17 protein-coding genes are annotated in these 23,168 nt (G+C 57.6%); 7 read left to right on the forward strand and 10 right to left on the reverse strand.

The features are described from left to right. From DFP98_RS02815 to DFP98_RS02835, 5 genes are all read right to left on the reverse strand, one after another. Complete coding sequence (locus DFP98_RS02815) at positions 1 to 867, reverse strand: carbohydrate ABC transporter permease (RefSeq protein ID WP_116059045.1); 867 nt, start codon at positions 865 to 867, stop codon at positions 1 to 3. A 3-nt stretch (positions 868 to 870) separates the two neighbouring features. Continuing rightward, a complete protein-coding gene (locus DFP98_RS02820) occupies positions 871 to 1,782 on the reverse strand; it encodes a carbohydrate ABC transporter permease (protein WP_116059046.1) in 912 nt (303 codons plus the stop codon). Continuing rightward, positions 1,779 to 4,772, reverse strand: a complete 2,994-nt coding sequence (locus tag DFP98_RS02825) for an extracellular solute-binding protein (RefSeq protein WP_181917455.1) — start codon at positions 4,770 to 4,772, stop codon at positions 1,779 to 1,781. Before DFP98_RS02825 ends, DFP98_RS02820 begins: the two co-directional genes overlap by 4 nt. Before the next feature lie 23 nt (positions 4,773 to 4,795). Beyond that, positions 4,796 to 5,911: an ABC transporter ATP-binding protein gene (locus DFP98_RS02830; RefSeq protein ID WP_116059048.1), complete on the reverse strand. Its 1,116-nt coding sequence runs from the start codon at positions 5,909 to 5,911 to the stop codon at positions 4,796 to 4,798. A 131-nt stretch (positions 5,912 to 6,042) separates the two neighbouring features. Beyond that, positions 6,043 to 7,551, reverse strand: coding sequence for an extracellular solute-binding protein (locus DFP98_RS02835; protein WP_181917456.1), 1,509 nt, complete (start codon positions 7,549 to 7,551; stop codon positions 6,043 to 6,045). 230 nt (positions 7,552 to 7,781) lie between these two features. Here DFP98_RS02835 and DFP98_RS02840 point away from each other — a divergent pair, with 230 nt between their 5' ends. The 5 genes from DFP98_RS02840 to DFP98_RS02860 all read left to right on the forward strand — a co-directional run bounded on the left by DFP98_RS02840 (position 7,782) and on the right by DFP98_RS02860 (position 15,634). Next, a complete protein-coding gene (locus DFP98_RS02840) occupies positions 7,782 to 9,512 on the forward strand; it encodes a sensor histidine kinase (protein ID WP_116059050.1) in 1,731 nt (576 codons plus the stop codon). After that, complete coding sequence (locus tag DFP98_RS02845) at positions 9,509 to 11,137, forward strand: response regulator (RefSeq protein ID WP_116059051.1); 1,629 nt, start codon at positions 9,509 to 9,511, stop codon at positions 11,135 to 11,137. Before DFP98_RS02840 ends, DFP98_RS02845 begins: the two co-directional genes overlap by 4 nt. Before the next feature lie 166 nt (positions 11,138 to 11,303). Further along, positions 11,304 to 11,465, forward strand: a complete 162-nt coding sequence (locus DFP98_RS38855; protein ID WP_181917457.1) for a hypothetical protein — start codon at positions 11,304 to 11,306, stop codon at positions 11,463 to 11,465. A 759-nt stretch (positions 11,466 to 12,224) separates the two neighbouring features. After that, on the forward strand, positions 12,225 to 14,462 hold the full coding sequence (locus DFP98_RS39640; RefSeq protein WP_425455508.1) for an exosporium glycoprotein BclB-related protein: 2,238 nt from the start codon (positions 12,225 to 12,227) through the stop codon (positions 14,460 to 14,462). Between the two features lie 65 nt (positions 14,463 to 14,527). Continuing rightward, positions 14,528 to 15,634 carry a glycosyltransferase gene (locus DFP98_RS02860; RefSeq protein ID WP_116059052.1) on the forward strand — a complete coding sequence of 369 codons (1,107 nt, stop codon included), beginning with the start codon at positions 14,528 to 14,530 and terminating at the stop codon, positions 15,632 to 15,634. Between the two features lie 3 nt (positions 15,635 to 15,637). Here DFP98_RS02860 and DFP98_RS02865 read toward each other — a convergent pair whose 3' ends face one another. Together DFP98_RS02865 and DFP98_RS02870 are read right to left on the reverse strand one after the other, a co-directional pair. Next, complete coding sequence (locus DFP98_RS02865; RefSeq protein WP_246016391.1) at positions 15,638 to 17,194, reverse strand: glycosyltransferase family 2 protein; 1,557 nt, start codon at positions 17,192 to 17,194, stop codon at positions 15,638 to 15,640. A gap of 97 nt (positions 17,195 to 17,291) precedes the next feature. Then, the gene (locus DFP98_RS02870; RefSeq protein ID WP_116059054.1) at positions 17,292 to 17,861 is read right to left on the reverse strand and encodes a TlpA family protein disulfide reductase; all 570 of its coding nucleotides are present in this window, start codon (positions 17,859 to 17,861) and stop codon (positions 17,292 to 17,294) included. 204 nt (positions 17,862 to 18,065) lie between these two features. On the opposite strand from DFP98_RS02870, the gene DFP98_RS02875 reads away from it, so the two are divergent. Both DFP98_RS02875 and DFP98_RS02880 read left to right on the forward strand, forming a co-directional pair. Next, complete coding sequence (locus tag DFP98_RS02875) at positions 18,066 to 19,370, forward strand: MFS transporter (RefSeq protein ID WP_116059055.1); 1,305 nt, start codon at positions 18,066 to 18,068, stop codon at positions 19,368 to 19,370. A 62-nt stretch (positions 19,371 to 19,432) separates the two neighbouring features. Next, positions 19,433 to 19,903, forward strand: a complete 471-nt coding sequence (locus tag DFP98_RS02880) for a M67 family metallopeptidase (RefSeq protein WP_181917459.1) — start codon at positions 19,433 to 19,435, stop codon at positions 19,901 to 19,903. Here DFP98_RS02880 and DFP98_RS02885 read toward each other — a convergent pair. Genes DFP98_RS02885 through DFP98_RS02895 form a run of 3 tightly spaced genes read right to left on the reverse strand, consistent with a single transcriptional unit; the run spans position 19,842 to position 23,062 of the window. Beyond that, positions 19,842 to 20,585 carry an exonuclease domain-containing protein gene (locus DFP98_RS02885; protein WP_371822825.1) on the reverse strand — a complete coding sequence of 248 codons (744 nt, stop codon included), beginning with the start codon at positions 20,583 to 20,585 and terminating at the stop codon, positions 19,842 to 19,844. The two genes, DFP98_RS02880 and DFP98_RS02885, sit on opposite strands and share 62 nt — an antisense overlap. Further along, positions 20,582 to 21,670 carry a DUF294 nucleotidyltransferase-like domain-containing protein gene (locus tag DFP98_RS02890; protein ID WP_116059057.1) on the reverse strand — a complete coding sequence of 363 codons (1,089 nt, stop codon included), beginning with the start codon at positions 21,668 to 21,670 and terminating at the stop codon, positions 20,582 to 20,584. Before DFP98_RS02890 ends, DFP98_RS02885 begins: the two co-directional genes overlap by 4 nt. 30 nt (positions 21,671 to 21,700) lie before the next feature. After that, positions 21,701 to 23,062: an ammonium transporter gene (locus tag DFP98_RS02895; protein WP_116059058.1), complete on the reverse strand. Its 1,362-nt coding sequence runs from the start codon at positions 23,060 to 23,062 to the stop codon at positions 21,701 to 21,703. Positions 23,063 to 23,168: the final 106 nt, after the last annotated feature.

The raw sequence follows: 23,168 nt of genomic DNA on the forward strand, positions 1-23,168 counted from the left end.
CTACTTCACGCCCGAATGGACCATTGTCTCCATGATCCTTCTTTGCGCCAGCAGGAAGATAATCAGATTCGGCAGAAACAGCAGCAGCCCGGCGGCCGCCGCCATTCCCTGGCCGGCAACCGTATTCGCCGCCCCGCTCGTGAGCGTTGTCATATAATAAGGCAGCGTCTTCATCGTCTCGTCCTGCATGAACAGCGTCGATGCGGACGTATCGCCCCACACGCCCTGGAACGTGATGATCGAGATCGTGGCGATGGCGGGCATCGCCAGCGGCACGATGATGCGGGCGAACACCCGGAATTCCGACGCTCCGTCGATCTTGGCGGCCTCCAGCAGCTCGTTCGGAATTTGATCGATGAACTGCTTGATCAGAAACACCGCGACCGGGGAGGCGACGACCGGCAGCACGTGGCCGAAGTACGTATTGTTCAAGTGCAGCCAGCCGATGATCAAATAGCGCGGAATCGCCACCGTCTCGGCCGCGTACATGAGCGCCAGCATAATCGCAGCCATCACGATCCGCTTCGGTCCGAATTTCAGCTTGGACAGCACGTACGCGGCCATGCAGCTGGACAGAATGACGGCGGCCATCGCCAGCGCGGCCACGAGCACGCTGTTGTACAGGTAGCGCGAGAACGGCACGATTGTCGCCCCCGGACGCAGGAACAGGTCGTAAAAATTCGTCAGCGTCGGCTCCTTCGCCAGGAACGTCGGCGGGAACAGGAACAGCTCGTGAAAAGGCTTGAACGCGTGGTTGACGATGAAGACGATCGGCAGCGACATGAAGGCGGCCAGCAGCAGCAGGCCGATGAGCAGCAGCGTTTCGAACGGCGTCATCTTGCGCAGTTGATTGGCGATCGTTGCCATGCCTCAGTCCCCCTCCTTCGGGCCGAACAGCCGATAGCTAAGCCTCATCGCGGCATAGGAAAACAGCAGCAGCACGACCGAGAGCATCGACGCGTAACCGAGCTCGAACCGGATGAAGGCATAGTCGTCGATATGGTTCAGCATTAAATGTCCGGCATATTGCTTCGTAATCGGCAGCCCCGTCAACTGCACGGAGATCGCCCCCGCCTTGAGCGTGCCGACGATCGCCATCACGGCGCTGAACAGCATTTGCGGCTTCATCGACGGGACGGTAATGTAGAACACCTCCTGGAGCCGGTTCGCGATGCCGTCGATGCGCCCCGCCTCGTACAGCTCCCGATTGACCGTGTCGAAGCCGGCAAGCATCGCCAGAAATCCGACGCCGAAGCTCATCCAGATCGTGACCAGAATCATGACGTTGAGCAGGTACTTCGGATCCTGCAGCCACAGCACCGGCGTCTGGATCCAATCCATGCGCATCAGGAAGCTGTTGAGGTAGCCGACGTAATCGCCGCTGAACGCGGCCTGCCACACGACGACGAGCGCGACGCCGCCGGCCATCGACGGGGCGTACATCGCCAGTGTGACGATATCCCGCACGCTTTTGGGCAGCTGATAGATGAGCCAGGCCAGGAAAAAGGTGAGCAAATACCCGATCGGACCGACGAAAAAAGCGAACTTTATCGTGTTGGGCAGCGCGTATTTCATGAAGATCGTATCCTGGGTCAGCAGCGCCGCATAGTTTTTGAAACCGATCAGGTGCGGGGACCGGAACGCGTCGTAAGACGTAAAGCTCATCAGAATCGCCATGAAGACCGGCAGCAGGATAAACGCCGCGAAGCAGAGCAGGAACGGCGCCATGAACGCGTAGGCGACCCGTTCGCCCCACATTCTGCGCAGCAGAGACAGCATCATGGCTTCTCCTCCCCCCAATCGTACGGCCGGTCGACGACGGGAAAGCTCAACCGATCGTCGTCGCGCAGCCCGAGATCCTTCCTCTTCCTCGCCATTTCCCGTTCCAGCGCCGTGAACGAACGGTCCAGCGAATCCTTCGCCGGGAACTTCTGCACGACCGTCCGGTTCCAGGCGAACTCCATTTCCCGCGCCAGCAAGTATCCGCCCGGCAGGAACGGCACGTTGCGCACCCAGCGGTTCTGCTCCCGGATCGCCGCCATATCGTCGGCCGGCCAAGGCGCGAGCGACATCGCCTTCATATTCGCGGTGTTCCAGCGGTACTCCGGACCGTAGAACGATTCCATCGCATTGCCGTATTGCAGCTGGACGTCGTCTCGCGTCCACCACTCGAGGAATCGCCAGGCCTGCTCCTTCTTGTCGCTTTTGTTCAAAATCATCGCCGCCGTCATCGTATTCATCGCCCAGCGCGCCACCTCTCCGTCGTCCTGCGGGGTGCCCGGCATCGGCGCGACGCTCCAGTCGCCGCGTATTTCCGGCGCGGACGTGAGCAGCTGAACGTACGTATTGAAATCCGCTACGCCGATCGGCATCGTGCCCAGCTTGAAATGCTGGAAAAAAGCCGGCACCTCCTGGGGCAAGTCATACTTGCCGAACAGCTCCGTCCATTGCGCGAACGCTTCGTACGCTTTGTCCGTATCGAACGCGGGACCGGCGCCGTCCGGCGTATACAATTCCGCGTTCCGCTGGTAGAAGAACGGCACGAAATCTTTGGCGTTGAAATAGAACTTCATCCCGCTCTCCTGCAGCGTCGGCAGCAGCTTTTGCAAATCCTCCCAGGTGTCGGGCACGGTGAGCCCCAGCTCGTTCAGGATGCTCTTGCGATAAAACAGCAAAGGGTAGCTCTGGGTTTCCGGCAGCGCGTACACCCCTTCCCCATACCCGAACGAACGCATGGCGCCCGGGTGGAACCGCGAAGCGACTTCCTTAAAGTCGGAAAATTGCGACAAATCTACGGAGGCTTCCCTCATCGCGTAATCGACCGGCGTATCCTGAGCCAGCCCCAGCGCCACGTCCGGCTGATCTCCTCCGGCATTGCTAAGCGTCAGCGCGGCGGCGTCCGGCATGAAATTGACGTTCACCGCGACGCCCGTCTCCGGCGTAAAGCTCTGGTCGATCATCTCCTGCAGCAGGGAAGCATAGTCCCGGCCCCGGCCGACCCACACCTCGAGCGCATGCTCGTCGTTAAGGGATCTGGCATTGTAATTCAGGATGAACGTCCGTGCGAAATTAACTGCCGTATACGGGATCTTGTTCAACGTGGTCGCTTCCTTCAGGGAAGGATGCGCCCCGGGCTCGCGAACGACGAGGAAGTCGATCGACATGCCGCCGTTGGCGAGCGTGTCCATCCAGGTTCCGATCCGCATCTGCAGATCGGGAAACCGTCCCAGCTTGTTCGGCACGGCGTCGACGTCCCGAAGCAGATCGTCCATAATCGAGAGGCCGATGCGCAGCGACTGGGTCGCGTCGGTCTTGCTTCCGCTCAGACCGTCCAGATAGGCCATCGCGGTCTGCAGCCGATCGCGAATGTCCTCCAGCCGGTCGCCGATATCGGGCATGAAGCCCGCGATGTCCCACGTGCGGAAAGCGTCGCCCGAGTTGGCGCCGTAATCGCCCGTCAGCTTGCGCAGCCTCTGCTCGAGGTCGTACAGCTCCCGGACGGTGTCCTGCAGCGACAGCAGCGCCGGATACTGCGGCGAAGTGTCGGTCACGAACCGGATCGTATGCTCTCCCGCCGCGAGGCGGAACTTGAAGGGCTCGCCGTCCGCCCCGCCCAGCGTGTGAACCTCCAGCCGATCGTTGTACGCGAACGGATAATGCAGCAGCTCGCGAAACGGCGTCTCGCCGTCGATCAGCACGGTGCGATAGGCGTTCGCTTTGCCGACGAAACGCTGAAAATACTTTACGTCGATCTCGTACCAGCCCTCGGACGGAACCTCGAACGTCCATTCCGCCCATTCTCCCGCCCGCTTCCAGCGCAGGCCGTCCAGGATGTTGTAAACGAAACGTCCTTGGCCGTCCGGCGACACGTAGGGTTCGTTCTGCGTGCCCGACTGCACGGCCGGGTGGGACTTCTGCGAATACCGCTCCCCTTCGATCAGCGAGAACCAGGCCTCGTCTCCGGCGGAAGCGGAGATACCGGTCGCCGAAGCTTCCGATACGCCGCGGATCGCGGCATCTCCCGTCTCCGCGCCCGCCGAATAGGCCGCATAATCCGGTATCGGCTCCGGCGCGCGCAGACGGATCGCCCCCCACGCCATCGGCTCGTTCCGGGCCGTAAAACGCAGCGTATGAACGCCTGCGGACAGCCGGAACTTCAAGGGCTCCGACGAGACGGCATAGTTCGTCATTCGGGCCGTCAGCCATACGGAGGACTCCGTCTGCAGCGAGCGGATTTCGTTGCCGATCGCGTCCTTGCGGAAGGGAACGTCCTTGTCGCGCCACCGCTTGACGAATTCCAGGCTGCCCGCCTCGGAGAACGGCGTCCGTCCGTCGATCTCCAGCCCGTAGAAGATCGAGCTGCTGCTGTCCTGTTTGATCGATTTATAGGTGAATTCCAGCTCGTAGATTCCGTCCGCCGGCACCTCGACCTTCCATTCCGTCCAGCCGGAGCCGTTCTCCCAGACGAGCGCGCGGCGGCCCAATTCCGCATCCGGTCCCGCGGACAGCGCCGCGTCGGGCGAAGCGGCGGCATAGCCGGACGGATCGATCTCGATCGCTTCTCCCGCGTAGGCGGGCACGTCTTCCGCCTGCAAGCGGTTAACCTCGGCGGCGTAATACGGCACGCCGTTCTCGTCTCCCGCGACCCCGGCGATCGCCGAAGCGGCTACCGCCGGGTAGAACGGCTCCTCCTGCCCCCAGGACCGGATGACGTATCCCGCCGCGACGACGGCGAGCAAAATCGTAACCAGCATCCATCTGCGCAGCCTCATTCCGTCTTCCCGCCTTCCGTTCATTAAAAGATTCCGAGATTCCGGCCGGTTTCTCCGTCGAAGAAATGCGCCTTCTCCATCCGGAAGCCGATGTCGACTTTGTCCGACGCATGATACCGGGAGTCGGACTCCACGACCCGGGCGATCAGCCGAATGTCGCCAAGGCTCATATATAAGTAGGAATCGGCGCCCATCCGCTCGATGATGTCGATCCGGGCCTCGACGGTCTCGTCCTCCCTGTCCGGCGCTTGACGAGGCTCCATCTCCACATGCTCCGGCCGGATGCCCATGACGATTTTGCCGAACCTCGCCGAGGTGACGAACGCCCGATAGGAGTCGGGCAGCCGCAGCCGCAGCCGTTTGTTGCGAAAATAATATTTGCCGTCCTCCTCCGCGATCGCCCCTTCAATCAGATTCATCGCCGGCGAGCCGATGAACCCGGCTACGAACAGATTGGCCGGATAGCCGTATATGCGGTCCGGCGTATCCGCCTGCTGGATGACGCCGTCCTTCATCACGACGATCCGCGATCCCATCGTCATCGCCTCGGTCTGATCGTGCGTTACGTAGACGGTCGTCGTGCGCAGCTCCTGATGAAGCCGGATCAGCTCCGCCCGCGTCTGCGTTCTCAGCTTGGCGTCGAGATTGGACAGCGGTTCGTCCATCAGGAACACCTCGGGCTCGCGAACGATCGCCCGCCCGAGGGCGACGCGCTGCTTCTGTCCGCCCGACAGTTGATTCGGCTTCTTGTGCAGCAGCGCGCCGATCTCGAGCGTCTTGGCCGCTTTTTTCACCCGCAGCTCGACCTCGTGCTTGGCCGTCTTCCGCAGCTTCAAGCCGAGCGCCATGTTCTCGTACACCGACAGATTCGGGTACAGCGCATAATTCTGGAACACCATGGCGATGTCCCGATCCTTGGGCGACACGTAGTTAATGAACCGGTCCCCGATATAAATCTCGCCTTCCGTAATGTCCTCCAGTCCGGACAGCATGCGCAGCGTCGTCGTTTTGCCGCAGCCGGAAGGGCCGACCAGCACGACGAACTCTCCGTCGGCGATATCGAGGTGAAAGTCGACGACGGAAGGCTTTTTCTCCGCGCGATACTGCTTGCTGACGTGATGGAACGAGACGTTCGCCATGCCAATCTCCTCTTCTCGGTCGAATTTGATAGCGGGCGCCTGTCGCAGGGCTCGCCGAAGAGGCTTGCGGGATCGCAAACCTGCTCCTTATATGGGCGATAGCTGCCGGTGCCGGCGGGAGTTCCCGCCCGTTACTTGTACTTGAGATAAGCGTTCTTCAGCTCATCGGCGATTTGAACGTAGTCCGCCGACGAAACCAGGCGATTCACGTATTGATCCCAGTCCTCTTCGGACAGCACGCCCATGACGAACTTTACCTTGTTGCGCTCGAGGTCCCGGGTCAGATCGCCCCACTTATCGACGAGCGACGGCGAGTACAGATTATAGGCCGGATTCGAATAGGTCGATTTCAACTGCGAATCGTCGAATACTTCCTTGTACCATTGCAGCCTGGCGGGGTCGGCGTCCCAGAGCAGATAATTGTCCGCCCCCGTGTAGGTGCCGTCGTTCCACGTGTACGCCTCGATGCCTTCGTTCCTGTACTTGTCGTTGCGCTCGATAGCGCCGTTCTTGAGCTCGTAGTGAACGCCTTCGATGCCGTACAGCGCCAATCGCTGATAGACGGGCGACGAGGTGAAGTCGATCAGCTCCAGCAGACGCGGAATGTCGGCCTCCGGCACGCGCGAATCGATCATCAGGTTCGTCCACGAGCCCGTCGCCATGCTCGTTGCGTAGCCTTGGGGCCCTTGCAGCACTTTGAGCGTCAATACGTCCGCCTCCGGCGCGTTCTCCTTCAGCTTCTCCAGCCAATCCGGAATTGTGAACATGTGCGTATTGGCGGCCACCGCCACGTATTTGCCCGTTTTGAACAGGTCCGTCTCGCTGCCTTCGACGATCGGGAACTCCGGGTGGATCGCTCCCGCGTCGTACAGCTGCTTGAGCCACCGCAAATAAATTTTGAAGGCGGGCATAAAGTCGCGATACCGGAAATTTCCCTCGCCGTCCACATCCCAATTCTGGATGCCGGTAATCGCGTTCGCGATCACGTCGGCGCTGGACGTCGACTTCATCGCCAGCCCGTACAGATCGGGAGGATCGCTGAGCCGCAAGAGCGCGTCCGTCAATTCCTCCCAGGTCGTCGGCACCGGCAGCCCCTCCCTGTCCAGCAAATCCTTACGGATATGCACCGTCGTGAAAATCGGCGGATTCGGGTGTCGCGGGATGCCCCATATCTTCCCGTTGTACACCATGTTGTCCCAGATCGAGGACGGGTAAGCCGCAAGATTCGGGTATTTCTGCAGATTGTCCCCGGTCAGATAAGGGGTCAGATCGTGGAATACGCCGGCCTGGATCGCTTCGTTCGTTGCCGTCTCGTAGATGGGATTGCTGGTCGGCACTTGGGTGATGTCCGCCAGGTCCCCGGTATTGAGCGCCACGTTTAATCGCTCTTTGTACCCGTTAAGCGGCACCCACTGCCAACTGATTTTCGTGTTCGTCTCCGCCTCGATGCGCTGACCGACGGCGTCTCCCCCAGGCGGGGGCGCCCCGTAAGCGATGTTCATCCACGAGACTTCGAGCGGAGGGCTCGTGGCCTTGCCTCCGTTCGACGAATCGGGCGAAAGCGAACAAGCGCTCAAAGCGGCGACGGCGGAGACCAGCGGCAGGACGGCGGATTTCCGGAAAACGCAGATACGGCTCATGGGTAACCTCCCGGAGGATTCGATCGCCGCGCGGCCACCCGTTGCGGCGGCTTCCGGCGATCTCGTCTTGATAGTATCGTAAATCGCGAAGGCGCGCGGCGCTATGACGGTTTGCTTACTTTCATGCCGTTTTGAACACCTCTTGCGTCGATTCCCGCCTCGGCGGCCTTCCTCCATAGTATAATGGATACGAGCCATGAAATCGCTTACCTACTTGGAGGGACCCCGGAATGCCGGTTAAAATGACGATTTTCCGCAGACTGATTCTGATGCTGGTTCTCCTCATTCTGCCGATTCTGGGGCTGTATATGTATTCCAATCAAGTGAGCGTACGCGTCGTGCGCAACGAGATCAAGGAGTCGAACCTGCAGCATCTGTCCTTTCTATTGCGGCAAGCGGAAGTGACGGTAGAGCAATTAATGCTCGCCGCCAATACGATCGGACGGTTCCAGGTCATCGACGACTTGATCCATATCGACGAGAAACCGAGCAACTACGAGAAAGTCGTGATCAAGCAGGACATTATCGAGAAGCTGAGATTGTCCGGCGCCTCCAGCAACTGGACCAACCAATTTACCGTCTATGCCCCGGCGGCCGGCACCGGGGTCACCACTTTGAATTCGGCGGATTACGGCGCCATGTTCGCGGAGGACGCGATTACGAAGGAATGGAAGTATCGGGAGACGTCGGAGAACGGCGTACCGGTCAAGCAATTCGTCAGGCATACCGTGTACCCCGGCTCGCGGATTATCGTCGAAGTCAGCTTCACGGCGGACAACATCCGGAACATGCTCGACCAGATTAAGCTGAAGGGAAAAAACGATCCGTTTTTTTACCATCCGGGCGAGCTGCCGATTATGAATCGGACGGCTAACGAAACGCTGGCGGAGGGCGTCGTCGACTATTTGAACGGGCGCAAGGTGGACGCGGACCGCGCGGAAAGCGGCACCGAATACGTTCGGCTGCAAGGACGTCAATATATGATCAACTACGTCAAGTCGGAAACGCTCAACTGGGTGCTCGTCGACTACGTCCCGATGGAATACCGGTTAAGTCCGATCAAGAACAGCTCCCTGCTCTTCTATGCTTGCATCGGCATGCTGCTGGCCATGAGCATCGCCTTCGCCCTGCTGCTTTACCGCAACGTACAGATGCCGGTATCGCAGCTGCTTCACGGCGTGCGCAATATGGAACGCGGCCAGTTCTCCGTCCGTCTGACGAACAGGCAGAAGAACGAATTCAGCTATTTGTTCCACCGCTTTAACCAGATGGCGTCCCAGATCGAGCAGCTGATCGAGAACGTGTTCGCCGAGCGGCTTCGCTCGAAGGAAGCGACGCTGAAGCAGCTGCAGTCCCAGATCAATCCGCACTTCCTGTACAACTCGCTGGCGTTCATCAAGAGCATGACCGAGCTGGAAGAGAAAGAAGCCGTGATCGCGATGACGCTGAACTTAAGTCAGTACTACCGCTATACGACCCGCGTGGAAAATCAGGAAGCGACGCTGGGCGAGGAGCTTGAGCTGGTGCGCAACTATTTGACGATCCAGAACCTGCAGATGCAGCGCTTCGACTTCGAGCTGGACGTCCCGGACGACATGCTGGAGCTCCGGATACCGCGGCTGATTCTGCAGCCGATCGCCGAGAACGCGATCCTCCACGGACTTGAGCCGCGGATGGAATGGGGATGGCTGCGGATCTCCGGCGAACGGGACGGCGCGGGCAACCGTCTGATCGTGGAGGACAACGGCGTCGGGCTTTCCGAAGACGCGTTGGAGAAGCTGCGAATCAAGCTGGATACGCCGCTCGACAACGAATCGGGCTGCGGATTGTGGAACGTGCATCAGCGGCTGAAATACCGGTTCGGGCCGGAGGCGGGCGTGGAGATGTCCCCCTCCCCCGGCGGCGGATTGCGCACCGTCCTGCACTGGACGGATCATGAAAACAAAGGAGGCCCCTCATGATGCATCACGTGCTGATCGTCGACGACCATCCGCATCAGGTAGACAGCATGGCCCGCACGCTCCCGTGGACGGAAATGGGGGTTGTCGGCGTTCATAAAGCGTATTCCGCCCACGAAGCGCTGCAGACGCTGGACATCGTGCCCGTCGATCTGGTCGTGACGGACATTCGCATGCCCGTCATGTCCGGACTGGAGCTGATTCGCGAAATCCGCAGACGCTGGAAGGACATTAAAGTCATCCTGATGTCCGGGTACGCCGATTTTGAATACGCCAAAGAGGCCTTGCGTCAGGATGTCGAAGACTACCTGCTGAAGCCGGTTCCCAACGACGAACTGATCCGGTCGATCCGCGGCGTCCTCGACAAAAAAGCGGCCGAATGGCAGGCCGTTATTTCCAGCCAGCGGGTGCTCCATACGTTCCGCGAGCATCTTCCGGCGCTGAAGACCGGCCTCCTGCTGGAGCTGCTGCGCGGCCGACGCTTGTCCGACAGTCTGTTGCAGGAGAAGCTCGACCTGTATGAGCTCCCCTTCACCGTCCGGGAGAAAGCGGCGCTTGTGCTCGTGCGGCTGGAGGAGCCGCTTGCCGACTACGACCAGCGAAGCGTATCGCTGCTGGAATACGCGATCGCCAACATCGCGGAAGAGCTGTTCCGCGACGATTTCCGAATATGGAGCTGTCTCGACGACTACGGCTATTTAACCTTCCTCGTAGCGCTCGGGGAAGGAACGAAAAGCTTGTCCGAGCCGGAGCGGCAGCGGATGCTGGAACAGGGCGCGGCGCATCTCCAGCATTATGTCGGCGTCTATCTCAAGGGAAGCATATCCGCGCTCGTCAGCGATTGGTTCGAGTTCCCCGAGGCCGTCTCGGACCGCTACCAGCAATGCTTGTTCGCGTTCCGTCAGCGGATCGGGAGCGAACGGGCCTTCTTTATGACGATCGGCAGCACGGAAGAAGTCCACAAGACGGCGTTCCTGTCCAGCCTGTACGAGCCGCCGACGCTGAAGATGACCATCGAAGCCGGACAATGGAACGAGCTGCGCGGGAAGCTGGAGCGGATCTTTGAGGAGCTGCTGCAGGACGAATTTCAGTTCGAGGAGCATATTCTGGAGGTCTATCTCGAAATAGGCGGGATGCTTGCTTATATCGCGCACAAAAATCGCCGCAGGCTGGCGGAACTGATCGGGGACGAATACGAGAAGGTCGCCGGCGGGCTGCCGTTCAAGACGGTCAAGTCGCTGCGGGAATGGACGTTCCGCATTCTCGATCGGCTGTTCGAGCTCGTCGATCGGGAACGCCAGCATTCCCGCGCCGCCATCGTTCAACAGGTCAACGAATACGTCATGGCCAACCTTGGCAAAGACATATCGATCCAGACGGTCGCCAACAGCGTTTTTCTGCATCCCTCCTACCTGTCCCGAATCTACAAGTCGGAATCGGGCGAGAGCTTCAGCGACTTCGTGCTGCGCGTCCGAATGGAGAAAGCCGTTGCGCTGCTCAAAAATAAAGGAATCAAAGTGTACGACATCTCCGGCGAACTCGGATACAACCAGACGCAGCATTTTATCAAAATGTTCAAAAAGCATTACGGCCTGACGCCACAGGAGTATCGGGAACGCCTGCTTTGAGGAGGGCCGTCGAATCTTATTGTTGAATCCTTTTGGCATCCCATGGGTTCGCCGGCCGCCTTGCTATGAAGAGAAGAGGCTGTCCATCAAGAACGAATCTCGTTCATAAGACCTGCCCACAAGATAATCAGACCATAACAATGAATCGATCGAGAGGGGAGGGGAAATGAAGCTAACAGCGGACCAAGTGCTTACCATTTGTAAGGGGACAAAGAAATCGCTTCAGTTGTTCTATTTCTCCTCGATCAACAGGCTGCACGGATTGAGCAACTTGAGAATCATGTACGTGAATTGGAACGGCAACTTAGAAGCAACAGCGCCGATTTGAGGCACCGTAATCGTACACGATCTTATTTGCAAATATTATCTTTACGACTTGGATGAAATAAATATTTCACGCGTTATTCGGATATTAAATTTCAGAGCCAACACGAGCAGTCGTACGAGGCGTCCATCTGGATATTTCACACTTTTATTTAAAAAGCATCCTATAAGATTAACTTTATCATAAAAAAATCCCATTATATTGAAATTCATTGAATATCACAATGCATTAAAGAGAATTTTCAAAAGAAATTAGGGTCGATTTACCAAGCGGCATTTATCTAATCCTATCATGTTTACATATCGAGTTTAAGCTCAGCCGTGACTTCGGAAAATCGAGCAAGTTGATGTACGTCAATTGATCCGTCGTTGTTTATTGACGGGACAAGTCGTTTCTTCCCGCAATTTGACTCTTCATGGTTATGGAAACGTGCGGGCAATCATAAGTTATACATGAGAGTTTTCGTATGTACCTCCATAGTGAGGTATTTTTTTATGGATCCGGAAGCAGAATCGAGGTTCCATCGAGGGGAGGAGAACGATGAGAAGAAGGAAGCTCCCCAAGCATTGTACCTTCTGCAAGAAAGCCCTTCGATTGTGCTGCTGCCCGCACCGCAAAAAACAAAAGAAGCACAGGAGAAAATATCCCAAGCCTTTTCCTCCCAAACCTGTTCCTCGACCGACTGCTGTAACCGGTCCGACGGGCCCTACCGGCCTTACGGGAGCGACGGGTCCAATGGGATCGCCCGGATCGAGAGGTTTGATGGGCTTCCGAGGCATGAAAGGCGATCCCGGTGAAACCGGGGTTGCGGGGGCTACTGGGGCGACCGGTGCGACAGGGCCTCCTGGACCCAGCCTGGGAGCTACTGGCGGAACCGGCAATACAGGTGCCACTGGATCGACAGGGGCGACGGGGCCTCCAGGACCTGGCCAGGGAGCCACTGGGGGAACCGGAAATACAGGTGCCACTGGCGTGACCGGAGCTACTGGCGTCACAGGCCCCCCCGGTACGGGAGTAACAGGGGCAACTGGGGTAACCGGTAGCACCGGAGCTACAGGAGAATCAGGAGCTACTGGTTTCACCGGCAACACAGGAGCTACCGGCAGCGCAACAACAGGGACGACCGGAGCTACAGGAGTGACAGGGGCAACTGGTCCGTCCGGAACTACTGGACAAACTGGAGCGACCGGCAGCACGGGGGCAACTGGGGCTACGGGTGATATTGGAGCGATTGGCGCAACCGGAAGCACCGGCGTTACTGGTTCTACTGGTTCTACTGGTTCTACTGGTTCTACTGGCGCGACTGGGGCCACCGGCGATGTCGGAGCGATCGGTGTTACTGGCCCTAAAGGGGACACGGGTTTCACCGGTGTTACTGGTGCCACTGGAGTCACGGGTTCCACTGGTACCACAGGGAACACTGGAGCGACTGGAGCTACGGGCAACACTGGCATCACCGGAACGACCGGTTTCACGGGTACCACTGGGGTATCGGGTTCCACTGGTCCTACAGGCAACACTGGGACGACCGGAGCTACTGGAGCTACCGGCTCTACAGGAGTCACAGGTTTCACTGGTATCACCGGGACTACTGGTACAACCGGTGTTACTGGCGCGACTGGAGCCACTGGTTCCACAGGTGCTACCGGCTTCACCGGAGCCACAGGCACAACAGGGACCACCGGGCCTACTGGCATGACCGGAGCGACCGGTTCCACAGGCGCTATCGGCTTCACCGGGATCACCGGCGGAACGGGAACTACCGGACCTACAGGCCCGACAGGAGCCACAGGTGCAACTGGCAACACGGGTTTCACTGGTCCCACAGGTAACACAGGGGTAACCGGGGGAACTGGAGATACGGGGGCCACCGGCACAACAGGTGCTACCGGACCTACTGGCGCGACTGGAACCACCGGTTCCACAGGTGCTACCGGCTTCACCGGAGTCACCGGCACAACGGGAGCTACCGGGTCTACGGGCGCGACTGGAGCTACCGGACCTACTGGCGCGACTGGAGCTACCGGACCTACTGGCGCGACTGGAACCACTGGTGCCACAGGTGCTACCGGCTTCACCGGAGTCACCGGCACAACGGGAGCTACCGGGCCTACTGGCGCGACTGGAACCACCGGTTCCACAGGTGCTACCGGCTTTACCGGAGCCACCGGCGTAACAGGAGCTACCGGGTCTACGGGCGCTACCGGAGCCACTGGTTCAACAGGTGCTACCGGTTTCACCGGAGCCACCGGCACAACGGGAGCTACCGGACCTACTGGCGCGACTGGAGCCACCGGTTCCACAGGTACAACTGGAGCCACTGGTGCTACTGGTGCTACTGGTGCCACTGGTGCTACTGGCAATACCGGCCCCACTGGACCAACCGGAGCGACCGGTGTCACTGGCGCAACGGGAGTGACCGGTCCAACAGGGGCAACCGGAATCACATCCGCTACTGGAGCTACAGGTTCGACTGGGGCAACGGGAGTTACGGGAGCGACAGGCAGCACCGGACCAAGCGTGTTGGCGGACGGCTTCTCGGCTTCGCGCGCTCCGAGCACGATTGCTACAGGCACCCAACTTAACAACTGGACGACAACCGCTCCTTATTATCCGGGCGCGGGATTCGACCCGACGACAGGAACCTATACGGTGCCGGTTACAGGCAGATACGCGATTAAAGCAACCGTCAGTTACACCACGGTCGCCGCTATCGGCATTCAGCTAGGATCAACCATCAACCCTTCCTTCGTCGTCAGGCGCACAAGCGATGGAACCGATTTGATTACAGGTTTATTCCCGTTACTGAACACCTCCATTACCCTTCTTACCCTTCGAGTCATTCTAGGCAATGCAACGGTTACAATGGCGGGAGACGTCACGCTGAATGCCGGAGACACCATCGCCATCCTGTACGTCAGCACCGGGCTTACAATCAACTTAAACCTGGGCGGACCCAACGCTTCGGCCACCGTCTGGTCGATGCACAGATTAACTTGACGCGAAACTCCATTCAATTTATCGCAGGAGCAAACGATCTTCCCTGAACCCATAGGAGGAATCGCATGATTACGATTAGCCTCTGCATGATCGTCAAAAACGAAGAGCAAGTTCTCGAACGCTGCCTGGCCTCCGCAGCTCCGCTTGTCGACGAGATAATCATTGTGGATACAGGTTCCACCGACCGCACGAGAGAGATCGCCCTGCGCTTCACGGATCGACTGCTTCATTTCGCCTGGATCGACAACTTTTCCGCAGCCCGCAACTACTCCTTCGATGCCGCCACACAGGACTACATCCTATGGCTGGATGCCGACGACGTAATTGCTCCCGACAACCAGCAGAAGCTGCTAGAACTAAAACGGACGCTCAGCCCCGATACCGATTCCGTCTCGATGATCTATGAGCTGAGTCGAGACGAATACGGCAACGTCGCCCACAGTCTAAGACGCAATCGACTGATCAAAAGATCCAATCGTTACAGTTGGCAAGGAGCGGTGCACGAGGTGCTTATTGTAGGCGGGCATATTGTAACAAGCGATATCGCCGTCGCTCATTGTCCATTAACCGATGCGGACCCCGGCAGAAATCTACGCATCTACAGCCAGCGGGAAGCGCAAGGATTGCCGCTGACGCCACGCGACCGACTCTACTACGCCCATGAACTGCTGGAGGCACAGCAATACCGCCAAGCTGCCGCTCATTATGAGCGATTCCTTGACGAGGGGGAAGGCTGGATCGAGGATGAGGTGACCGCGTGCAGCAAGCTTGCGGATTGCTACCACGCGCTTGGAGAGGCGGAGCAAGAGTGGAACGCGATCTGCCGCGCTTTCCGCTACGATACGCCCCGCCCCGAGTTTTGCTGCCGCATCGGCTTCAGCTTGCTGCATCGGGGCAAATACGAAGCCGCCGCCCATTGGTACAGATTGGCGATCGAACTTCCCGCACAGGAAAAGTGGGCGTTGGAAAACCACGCCTGTAGAACATGGCTCCCTCACTTGCAGCTATGCGTCTGCTACGACCGGTTGAAGCTGCACGACCTGGCCTACGCCCATAACGAAATCGCCCGAACCTATCGTCCGGACGATGCGGCTATTTTGCAAAACAAAGCTTACCTGGAACCGTTGGTTTCCCGACAAGACAGCGCTTCAGATAACCAGGAAGCCGGATAATCGTCAGCCGTTCTCGCTCCATTCCACCAAACGAGGGTTCGCATCCATAATCGATTCGTATTGAGCTTTGCTTCCATACGATCCATCGGGGTCCGATTCTTTATAACGCTCATACTTGCGTTGCCTCTCGGACTCCTTCGCCCACCCCATGTGCTTGAGTCTGAACGGACTGATCGCATTCGGCAAGGAAAAAATGTTCCACGGCATTCTGCCGCAATGCACAGGCGTTTCCGACCACACGGCGGGGAAATGCGGGCGATACCTTACCAACAGCGGCCTATATAATCCGTGACTGTTCCAATGCTCATCCTCCCGGTATCGGCAATCGTCCCAAAAATCGTAAATGCGGAAGCTGTAAACGTCGATTTCTTCCTGCTCAAGCATGGCGGAAAGCCCATCCTTGAAACGATCCTCAAACCATTCGTCCGCATCGAGCACAAGCACCCATTGCGGGTTTAGCTTCGCCGCCTCCGCCCATTGCTGCTGTCTAAGCTCATACTCGTTGCCAAATTTCGGCTCGTCGTTGCGAACGATCCTCAAGGGAATGCCCGCTAGCGCCTGTCTACAGATGTCCGCCGAGCCGTCCGTGCTCCCATCGTCGATAATAGATGCCGCATCGATATAATCCTTGCAGCGCGCAAGCATCTCTCTCAAAAGGCCTTTCGCTTCATTTCGCATCGTCATCGACAGCAGCAGTCTCGGCCTGGAATCGTCTTCGGCAGCCCCGCGTCTCATATTGCGCCAATGAACGCGCTGCGCGGGCAGCTTCCCGATATCCGAGGTCCGATATAGATGCAGAGCCGGCAGCGTCGTATCGACAAATAAATCGAAGCCGAGACATTCCGCACGGATGCAAAAATGGCGATCCTCTCCCCATAGGGATAGATTGCGTATTTTGCGAAAAGACAGATCAAAGCGCAGCGCCTCCGAGCCGATCAGCGTGCAGGCCCCGAGCCCGCCTACTTGGTACAGTCCGGGAGTTCGGAGCATCGCAAGAAATTCATTTGTTCTTCGCTTGATTTCAGCATCCGACAGCAGCGTCCCCGGCTCCCTGGACACCATATCGTATTCGTCGCTTAACCACACCTGAGGCAGCGGAGCGGTTCCCGGCTGCCACTGCGTCCAGAAAATTTCGCTGACGATCGGCTTTCCCGTCTCCAGCAGGCGGAGCAAAGTCCCAGGATGAAGAACGATGTCCGAATCGACCAGCAGCAAGGCATCTACGCGTTCGTCCCTTGCCTGCCGGATAAATCCGTCCTTGGATTTGGCTACTCTCCATACGAGCATTTCGTTCCATATATGCGTATTCTCGTTACATTGAAAAGGGATTTCCGCACTCCGATCGGCTTGTTCGATCTTCGCGGAAATCCCTTTTTGCGCTTGCATAGCTTGAAAGCTCTTCAACAGCTCGGTCGATGCCGGGTCGTCGTTGTCATCGACCAGTCGGAAAATCAGCTCGTGATCTCCGCCGTCGATCGAAGCCAATCCGTGCAGGAATTCGGTCAATATGTCCGGTCTGCGCCGAACCGGGCTTGCGATCATGATTTTGAGCTTTTCCATGAATCTCCCTCCCATGCTCGCCGGCTTCGGAAGAAACTCGTTCTTCCTTAACCTTTATGCATGGAGGAGGCAATCGATTCCTAAGTTGTCGGCGTCGCTACAGCACGTCCTGCAACATCTTCTCCCATTCCTTGCGCTCCACAATGCCCTCGATCCGATGGCGGACAACGCCGTCCCGATCGATAATAAAGCTGACCGGATATCCGGTAATTTTGTACAGGTCTCCGGCTACGCCCTCCGCATCGGTTAGAACAGGAAACACGAAGCCCTGCTCCTTCACGAATTCTTTGGCCGATCTCAACCTGTCGTAATTGGTGGCGTTAACGGCATACAGATCGAGCTTATCCTGATGATCTTCATAGATCGCCTTAAGATCCGGCGCCTCCACCTCGCACGGCCCGCACCAGGCCGCCCAGAAATTAACGATCAGAGCTTTGTCCCGCTTCCCCCCGACGCTGAAGGACGTCGTTCCATCCAGCGAATCGAGCGTAAACGCCGGTGCGAAATGATTCGCCTTCGGCGCCGGATCTGCCGGAATTTCGCCGGCCGACTGCCCGTTCGCTCCCGCCGCCTTACCGGAGGAAGCTCCGCGCCCGCTTTCGTCCCATATCCACACTCCAGCAATCGCAATGACCGCTATTGCCAAAATAATCAGGTTTCTTTTCATGGATTCCTCAACTCTCAAGTTCAAGATATTACCCTTATCTTACCCCATTTCCAAGGAACCTTCCATGACTCAGACGTGTCGGAATGATGAACATCTCCTTCCATCCGCCCAACGCATATCGCCTCAAATGCAAGGGAACGTTAACTGAACCAGCGACAGCAGGTTGAACGAGTAAAAGCTGCCGTTTTAAGGAGGAAACAGGAAGTGTCCGCAACCACGAAATCCAGAAGCAGACTGTCCGTCACCTTCACGAGCGACATCGGCGCAGACGCCGAGAGACCGGAAGCTCAATCTTCCTCCGGCGGACAAGGCAAACCCAAAAGCAAAATACGCCAGTACATCGCTCTCTCTACCGTCCCGCTCGTACTCGTGCTCGGCAATTCCATGCTTGTCCCAATCCTCCCGACGCTCAGAAGCGAGCTGGGGATCTCGCAATTTCAAACGAGTCTGGTCATCAGCTTATTTTCCGTATGCGCCGCCCTGATCATTCCGATCGCCGGCTATTTGTCGGATCGCTTCAGCCGCAAAGCCGTGATTATCCCCTCTCTCATCGTGTACGGCAGCGCTGGCGTGCTTGCCGGTTTCGGAGCGATCTGGGATTCGTACTCCGTGCTGATTGCCGCGCGAGCGCTGCAGGGCATCGGAGCGGCCGGAACCGCGCCGATTGCGATGGCGCTCGTCGGAGACTTGTACAAGGACGGCCAAGAGAGCCAGGCGCTCGGCTTGATCGAGGCCTCCAACGGAGCCGGAAAGGTCGTCAGTCCGATTCTGGGCTCGCTGCTTGCGCTGATCGTCTGGTATGCCGCCTTTTTCGCGTTTCCCGTCTTCTGTCTCCTCTCCCTGCTCGGCGTTATTTTTCTCATCAAGGAACCGAAACGTCAGGACGAACCGCAACCGATCTCGCAGTACCTGCGCTCCGTCAAACAAATTTTCGCCGAACGCGGCCGCTGGCTGATCTCCTCGTTCTTCGCGGGATCGCTCGCTCTGTTTATTTTGTTCGGGGTGCTCTTTTTCCTGTCGGACATTTTGGAGAAACCTCCCTATTCCATCGAGGGCGTCCGAAAGGGCTTTGTCCTCGCCATTCCGCTGTTCGGAATGGTCACGACCGCTTACATCACCGGCACGGTCATCCGCAAAAACGGCGTGCTCATTCGCTGGCTCATGAATATCGGACTCGCCCTGATGGTCGTCTCCTTGGCGCTCACGATCTGGTTTAACAGCAATCTCTACGTCTTTATCGGACTGCTGACGATCAGCAGCATCGGCACCGGTCTGCTCCTGCCCTGCCTGAACACGATGATTACCGGAGCTGTCGAGAAGGCGGAGCGCGGGATGATTACGTCGTTATACAGCAGTCTGCGGTTTTTCGGAGTCGCCTTCGGCCCGCCCCTGTTCGGTTGGATGATGGCCAAGTCGCATACGATCGTGTTCGTGACGGTATCCGCGTTGTCGCTGATCGCGCTTGCGCTGGTCTTCTTCCTGGTTAAACCCGGCAAGCAGGTGCAGTAGCAGGTTGCCAGCGCCGCCCCCTTCATTCATACTCAGTGTGATGATTGAGAGGGGAGACGGATGTGGAAGTCAGATTAAACGCCGATTTGGAAAAAGGGCTCGTGCATACGCTGCGGAACCGCCTGCCCTACGAAGCGTGCGGAGTGATCATGGGGACGGTAACGAGCGGCATTATCGAAGCAAGCGAGTTCCGTCTCATTCGCAATGCTGCCGGTCACCCGGCAGCTCATTTTTCTTTTCACCCCGAGGACTGGATCGCAGCCTTCTTCGAAGCGCAAAAAAACCAACGCGAAATCGTCGGTTTCTTCCACAGTCATCCATCGGGAACGATCGTTCCCAGCGATAGCGATCTTGCAGGTTTCGTTCCGTGGAGAACTTATTGGATTATCGGGCTGACCGAAGCCGATCACGAGATCGGCGTCTTCGCGCGCGAATCGGACAATTACTGGACCCCGATCCCCCTGTGGGTCGTTAATGACGGCTTAAATACGCATACAGCTCTCCCAGCGTCGTCACCTGCCGATCCAAAATAGAACGGAGAAATTTGAAATAAAGCTTTGCGGTCATAACCGAATCATGAAGCGCATGATGCCGCTCCGTCACAGGGACGCCGTAACGTTCGAGCACCTCGTCCAAGCCATAATGAATCGCCTTCGGCTCCAGCCACTTGGCGATCATCATCGTATCGATAATCCGATGCGTCAAGTTTACCTTCGAGGTGCGCCACAGCGCGCTGCTCAAAAACTGCTTGTCATGGCCGCTGCCGTGCGCAATCAGCACTTTCCTGCCGATATAACCCATAAAGTCGTGCAGCACCTGCATCAAATCCGGCGCATTTTCGGCCATCTCGTTCGTGATCCCGGTCAGTTCTGTAATATGACGCGGAATTTTGCGCTTCGGATTGACGAGCCGATAGAACGGCTCGACCTCCTCGAACTCTCCCCCGCGGATTAAAACGGCTCCCACCGAAATAATCTCGTCGCCATTGTACGGATAAAACCCCGTCGTCTCCAGATCGAACACGACCGCTTCCATCTCGGCAAGCGGTAGAGCTAGCGCGCTTTCCTTGCGTTGCTCCCTGGACATCGAGCGAATAAAAGCCATTTGCTGGGCGTTGGCCGAGCCGAACATCGACGCAATCGCCGGGGGAAGCCCGCCCATTTTGTACAAGTTCCACATTCGTCCTCGCGCATTCGTATCCTTGGGCTCCTTCACTTCGCTCTCCCCCCGCCAAGCCGGATCGGCAACTCCTTCTGTACTTTACGTTGAATGTTTTTGCCGACCTTCAGCGCCTTCTTCAGAGGAGCGACCATCTCCTTCGTCAGTTTGCTCGCCGGAAGCTTTCCCGTGCCTACGAGCCGCCCGCCTTCCATCGTCGTAGACGTGAAATGCCGCAGTTTAAGAAAGAGTAGGAAAGCTTCCCTTGTCTCCTCTGCCTCGGACGGATTCAGCCATCCTTCTCCAAGCAGAGCGTCAATCCGCCGTAAAGTATTGGTCTCCTGAATGCCGGCGCGCATTGCCAGCAAGCGAAAGGCGTTAACCATCGGAATATAGGCCCCGTACTTGATGTCCAGGCCACCCGCATTCTCCCCGTATCTCTCTGTCAGCAGCTGTCCGAATACGCCGACAAGAACTTTGTGGTGCAGCGTATTGTCCAGCATTCTGCGCTCGATGACCGGGTGGCCGAGCAGGTCGCCGAAATATCGGCTGCGCAGTTGATTCGCCAGACCGGCATCTCCCCATATCGCTCGTCCGTCGGCAGCTATGAGCAGATAACGAACGTTTTCCCAGCTCGGTTCCGCGAACCAGCCTGCAATTCGCTTCGTCCAGCCCGTTAGCGGCAAGCACCATACCGGATTGGATGCGATTACTTTGCCTTCGCATGGCGGATAGCCGATTGCGATCAAATATTCGACCGCCGTTTCGGCCAGCTTCAGAAAGTAACTCCGATTAACCTCCTCCTCCGCTTCATCTCGCGCATCTTCATAGACCAGGCCGCTGTCCTGGTCGCTATGCATGGTCTGTTCCAGCCTACCTCCGCTGCCGTAGAGCATATACGCATAAGGCACGGGAGGGGCTCCAAACCCCGACCGTGCCAAATCGTTTTCCGCCAGCGCCAGCACCCGGACAATCAACGCATCGTGCAGTTCATTTAGCGCAGCGATCGCCTCTTCGACGGGCAAGGAGAAGAAATCGGCCTCCAATCGCCGCTGCCCCTTCTCCCTTGCCGTCTTCAACTGTTCGAGATTGCCGGCGCAGTCGATGTCCGGCCAGCGCTTTTCCGCTTTGGGACTGTCCATGCGTCTATCTCCTCCTGACTTAAGCAGCGTTTACAGGGACGTGTTCGCTTTTTTTAATTGTTCCGGATAACCGTAGGTACCGTGTTCGCTCAAGTCAAGTCCGATAATCTCTTGCTCCTCCGTCACGCGGAAGCCGATCGCCTTTTTCACGACCCACAGCACGATGAAGCACGCAACGAAAGCGAATCCGCCGGCTACAACGACCGATTCTACTTGAACCCACAGCTGCTTCCAACCTCCGCCCTCGAACAGGCCCGCTTGGCCGACGCCGACTTTAGCCGCCAGCTCTTCCGTAGCAAACAAACCATTCGCCACAGTGCCCCAAATCCCTGCTGCGCCATGTACGGACAACGCATAGATGGGATCGTCGATTTTCATTTTTTCGAAAAACTTGGCACTGAAGAAGACGAGCACTCCGGCAACGAGACCGATAACAACTGCAGCCCACGGATCTACGAAGGCGCAAGAGGCCGTGATCGCCACCAGACCGGCTAGAGCGCCGTTCAGCGTAGCGGTAATGTCTGCCTTACCGTTCACAAGCCAGGAGATCAGCAGCCCCGCCACAGCGCCTGCGGCTGCGCCCAACTGCGTATTAAAAGCCACGAAGCCGAAGAAACCGTCGCCGATCGAAACCGTGCTGCCCGCGTTAAAGCCAAACCAGCCGACCCATAAAATAAGCACGGACAGAGCCGTAAACACTTGATTGTGCCCAAGAATCTCATTCGCCGAGCCGTCCTTGTTGAATCGGCCAATGCGGGGTTTAAGCAGAATCGTAGCCGCCAGCGCTCCTATTGCGCCAGTAAGGTGAACGACGGTGGAGCCGGCGAAATCCTGCGCTCCGTCTTCCGCGAGCCAGCCGCCGCCCCAGATCCAGTGAGCGACAACCGGGTAGATAACCGACACGAAGAACAAGGTGAAGATGAGATAAGAGGACAATTTCGCTCTTTCCGCGAATCCGCCCCAGGCGATCGACAGCGATACGGCTGCGAAAGCGAGCTGGAAAACGAAGAAGATCGAGTCGGGCAGGCTGCCGTCGGTCACCCCGTTAGCCGGACTGAAGAAAAATTTGCCAAGTCCGATGAATTTGTTCAACGCCTCCGAAGCTTCCCCGCCGAACGTAATTCCGTAGCCAACTGCCCAGTAGACAATCGAGGCAAGGCCCACCGTAAAGATCGTTTTGCCTGCGACGTGTCCGGCGTTCTTCATCCGAGTCGATCCGGCTTCGAGAAGAATAAATCCGCCTTGCATGAACAGGACCAGAATCGCCCCCAACATAACCCATAGAGCATCGAGCCCCATATTCAGCTGCGTCGGCGACGGGTCCTCCGCAAATGCGACCGTCGGAAATAGTACCAGCAATGCGCCGATCGATAACAAGCTTTTCTTCAACATAACGCCCACTCCTCTTAGTGTTATATAATATGACATAACAAGAAAGTAATAATGTCATTATAGAGGGTGATATCGGGTTTGGATAGATGTAATTTTGTATAAAAGT

The organism is Cohnella phaseoli (assembly GCF_003386235.1).
Classification (GTDB): domain Bacteria; phylum Bacillota; class Bacilli; order Paenibacillales; family Paenibacillaceae; genus Cohnella; species Cohnella phaseoli.

Excerpts from the sequence above, each read along its gene's own strand:
- DFP98_RS02815 (WP_116059045.1), bottom strand. The coding sequence starts at position 867 with ATGGCAACGATCGCCAATCAACTGCGCAAGATGACGCCGTTCGAAACG.
- DFP98_RS02820 (WP_116059046.1), bottom strand. The coding sequence starts at position 1,782 with ATGATGCTGTCTCTGCTGCGCAGAATGTGGGGCGAACGGGTCGCCTAC.
- DFP98_RS02825 (WP_181917455.1), bottom strand. The coding sequence starts at position 4,772 with ATGAGGCTGCGCAGATGGATGCTGGTTACGATTTTGCTCGCCGTCGTC.
- DFP98_RS02830 (WP_116059048.1), bottom strand. The coding sequence starts at position 5,911 with ATGGCGAACGTCTCGTTCCATCACGTCAGCAAGCAGTATCGCGCGGAG.
- DFP98_RS02835 (WP_181917456.1), bottom strand. The coding sequence starts at position 7,551 with ATGAGCCGTATCTGCGTTTTCCGGAAATCCGCCGTCCTGCCGCTGGTC.
- DFP98_RS02840 (WP_116059050.1), top strand. The coding sequence starts at position 7,782 with ATGCCGGTTAAAATGACGATTTTCCGCAGACTGATTCTGATGCTGGTT.
- DFP98_RS02845 (WP_116059051.1), top strand. The coding sequence starts at position 9,509 with ATGATGCATCACGTGCTGATCGTCGACGACCATCCGCATCAGGTAGAC.
- DFP98_RS38855 (WP_181917457.1), top strand. The coding sequence starts at position 11,304 with ATGAAGCTAACAGCGGACCAAGTGCTTACCATTTGTAAGGGGACAAAG.
- DFP98_RS39640 (WP_425455508.1), top strand. The coding sequence starts at position 12,225 with ATGGGCTTCCGAGGCATGAAAGGCGATCCCGGTGAAACCGGGGTTGCG.
- DFP98_RS02860 (WP_116059052.1), top strand. The coding sequence starts at position 14,528 with ATGATTACGATTAGCCTCTGCATGATCGTCAAAAACGAAGAGCAAGTT.
- DFP98_RS02865 (WP_246016391.1), bottom strand. The coding sequence starts at position 17,194 with ATGGAAAAGCTCAAAATCATGATCGCAAGCCCGGTTCGGCGCAGACCG.
- DFP98_RS02870 (WP_116059054.1), bottom strand. The coding sequence starts at position 17,861 with ATGAAAAGAAACCTGATTATTTTGGCAATAGCGGTCATTGCGATTGCT.
- DFP98_RS02890 (WP_116059057.1), bottom strand. The coding sequence starts at position 21,670 with ATGGACAGTCCCAAAGCGGAAAAGCGCTGGCCGGACATCGACTGCGCC.
- DFP98_RS02895 (WP_116059058.1), bottom strand. The coding sequence starts at position 23,062 with ATGTTGAAGAAAAGCTTGTTATCGATCGGCGCATTGCTGGTACTATTT.